Source organism: Streptosporangium sp. NPDC003464 (genome assembly GCF_053588315.1).
Genome location: NZ_JBSFPS010000484.1, coordinates 1 through 3,079 on the forward strand (window position 1 = coordinate 1; position 3,079 = coordinate 3,079).

Annotated in this window: 3 protein-coding genes; all 3 read right to left on the reverse strand. The window is 73.3% G+C overall.

The features are described from left to right. Positions 1–46 precede the first annotated feature (46 nt). The 3 genes from ACWDS7_RS47575 to ACWDS7_RS47585 all read right to left on the reverse strand — a co-directional run bounded on the left by ACWDS7_RS47575 (position 47) and on the right by ACWDS7_RS47585 (position 2,999). On the reverse strand, positions 47–805 hold the full coding sequence (locus ACWDS7_RS47575) for an SIS domain-containing protein (RefSeq protein WP_306856819.1): 759 nt from the start codon (positions 803–805) through the stop codon (positions 47–49). A gap of 2 nt (positions 806–807) precedes the next feature. Beyond that, positions 808–1,683 carry a MurR/RpiR family transcriptional regulator gene (locus ACWDS7_RS47580; RefSeq protein ID WP_306856818.1) on the reverse strand — a complete coding sequence of 292 codons (876 nt, stop codon included), beginning with the start codon at positions 1,681–1,683 and terminating at the stop codon, positions 808–810. Between the two features lie 233 nt (positions 1,684–1,916). Further along, positions 1,917–2,999 carry a thiolase C-terminal domain-containing protein gene (locus ACWDS7_RS47585; protein WP_451934689.1) on the reverse strand — a complete coding sequence of 361 codons (1,083 nt, stop codon included), beginning with the start codon at positions 2,997–2,999 and terminating at the stop codon, positions 1,917–1,919. Positions 3,000–3,079 lie beyond the last annotated feature (80 nt).

Consider the following 3,079-nt stretch of genomic DNA (forward strand, 5'->3'; position numbering starts at 1 on the left):
CTCACGCCGGGACAGGTTGGTCATGCTTCCTCCTGCAGGGGGGTGGTCAGGCACCTCGCCGGATCCTTCCGGCATAGCGGTTCTCAAGATCCCGGTTGTGCTCGTCGCCGCCGACGGTGTTGACCGAGCGGTAGACCGGCGGGGTCTGGCCGGCCTCGATCAGGCCGCGCACCACCTCGGCCACGACCATCTGCGCCAGCAGCGCCGAGGTGATCGTGGAGACCGCGCCGAACGCGCCGCCGTCCGGCAGCGGCATGATCGCGTCGCCGTACGGGGCCCCGTTGTCGAGCACCACGTCGGCGAGATCGAGGAGCTTGCGGCCCGAGGGATGGCGGGAGACCATCGCGGTGCTGTGCTGGACGGAGGTCAGGGCGATCAGGCCGTGCCCCCTTTCCTTGACGATGGAGGCCAGCTCCACCACCGAGCCGTTCACCCCGGAGCTGGAGATCAGCACGAACACGTCCTGCGGCTGGACGGGGGCCAGGTCGTAGAGCCGCCGGGCGATCGCCGGGTCGCGCTCCAGCTCCGAGGGGGCGCCCAGGAGCACCTCCACCGGGGCCCCGCCGTACAGCACGACGTCGCGCAGCGCGAGCCGGTTGGTGGGGACCAGCCCGCCCGCGCGGCCGGCGATCTCCATGGCGATCGCCTCGGAGTGGCCGGAGCCGAAGGCCTGCACCACCCCACCGTCGAGCAGCGACCCGATGATCAGGCCGGCCGCCAGCCTGACCCCGTCTCGCTGCGTCTGGGAGACCTCGTCCGTCAGGGCCCTCACTTCATGGACGTAGTCGGCGGCGCCGATATCCACGGTCAACTCCTCTCCACGCGGTGGCTCTCAAGTGCGCGGACCGTCCGCTCGAACGCCTCGCTGGTCCGCTCGTAGGTGCGCTGCGCGACCGCGACGTAGACGGCGTCGAGGACGAAGAGCTGGGAGTGGACGGCGGCCAGGCCGCCCAGCCTGAAGGTGGTCTCCCGGCTCGCGGTGGTCAGCACCAGGTCGGCCAGCTCGGCCAGCGGGGAGCGGGCGAAGGAGGTGACGGCGACGGTCAGCGCACCCCGGTCGCCGGCCTCGGCGAGCGACTCCAGCACCTCGCGGGTGCGGCCCTGGTGGGAGATCCCGATGGCGACGTCGCCCTCGGCCAGCAGCGCCGCGTCGGCGAGCGCCTCGTGGGCGTCGGCGTGGCTCCAGCAGGGCACCCGGATCCTGCGGAGCCGTCCGCCGATCATGGCGGCCGTCCCGCCGCTGATGGAGACCCCGAAGACCAGCACCCGCCGGGCGGCGACGATCGCGTCGGCGATCTTGGCGACGGTGCCCGCGTCGAGCTGGGCCGCGGTCTCCTGGATGAGCCGGGAGTCGGCGGCGGCCATCACGCCGATCGCCGTGTCGAGCGCGTCGGTCGGGCCGATCTCGCGGCCCACGTTGGCGTCCCAGTTGGCCTGCGCGGCGCGGCCGGTCTCGGTGGCCAGCGCGACCCGGAGCCCGGCGTATCCGGTGAAGCCGAACACCCGGCAGAACCGTGTGACGGTGGCGGGCGAGCTGCCGCTCCGCTCGGCGAGCGCGAGGATCGTGGACCGGGCCGCTCCGGCCGGGTCGGCCAAGATGGCCTCGCCGACCCGGCGAAGGGCCTCGGGCAGCGCGGACGTCTCGGTCTGGATGCGCCCGAGAGCCCCTACCGCCACAGGCATTCCTTTCACCCGCTCAGTGATGGGGTGAAAATTATTCTCAAGCACGGTCCGCGTCAAGACCCTTCGGGGAGCGGGCGCCCTGGACCGTTCCGGCTGCGTCCCGGACCGTTCCGGCTGCGTCCCGAACCGCTCCCGCTACGCCCGGGACCGCTCCGGCGGCGTCGGCGACAGCAGCTCGCGGTCGTCGTCGGACAGGGGCCGGAACACCCGGGCGATCGCGCGTCCGGCCGGGCTCAGCCGGGCCGGACCAGCAGCGCGGCGCTGCCGTAGCTGCCGCCGAACCCGGTCACCAGCGCCGTCTCCCGGCCCGCCCTGAGCTCCCGTACGGCCTGGGCCACGTTGTTGAGCCCGTGGACGTAGCCCTCCGACAGCAGGCCGCCGTGCGGGTTGACCATGGCGTGGCCGCGCCGGAGCAGGAACTCCCCCAGCTCGGCCCGGCCGGCGAGGCCGAAGTCCTCCAGCTGCCGGGGCACCAGCCAGGAGTAGGCGTCGTAGAGCAGCGCCACGTCGACGTCCGCCGGCCGCATGCCCGAGACCTCCCACAGCATCGGGGCGACGTAGGCGGAGAAGACCGCGCTGACGTCGGGCGAGCGGTCCATGGACGAGCAGCCGGGACCGCCTCCCCTGACCACGCTGTGGACGCGGGGGGCGTCGGGCGCGAGCCGTGCGTCCCGGATCACCAGCGCGCAGGCGCCGTCGGTCTCCTGGCAGCAGTCCACGGTCCGCAGCGGCGAGCAGACGTACGGCCGGGCCAGATAGTCCTCCAGGGACAGCGGGTCCCGGCGCAGCGCCCGGGGGTTGGCCGCGGCGTTGTCGCGGGACTGGGCGACGACGGCGTGCAGGTGCTCCTCGGTGAGGGAGGTCTCGTACAGGTAGCGCTGGGCGGCCAGGGCGAACATCGGGAGCGGCCCGGCCATGCCGTAGGGGATGGTGAAGCGCTCCTGGGGGCCGGTGGAGACGGTGTTCATGCGCTTGCCGGAGCGGCCGTTCAACGCCCGGTAGACCAGCACGTTGCGCGCGAGGCCGCAGGCGATCGGCATCGCCGCCTCGGCCAGGATGGAGGCCGCCTGGGTGCCGCCGCCGGCGATGTCGTTGTGCCAGCCCAGCTTCTCGATCCGCAGCGCCCCGGCGACCTGGACGACCGGGGCGGAGTCGTTCAGGTGATAGCTGAGGACCGCGTCGATCTGCCCGGCCTCCATGCGGGCGTCGGCCAGCGCGAGCCGGGACGCCTCGACCGCGAGCTCCAGCTCGGTCCTGCCCGACTCCCGCGTCAGGGCCGTCATCCCGATCCCGGCGACGGCCGCCCTGCCTCTCATCCGACGCCTCTCCTCCGGCTCCTGAGGGTCCGGGACCGAACGCCCTCAGCAGCCGGTCGTACCCCTTGACCGGCACCAGC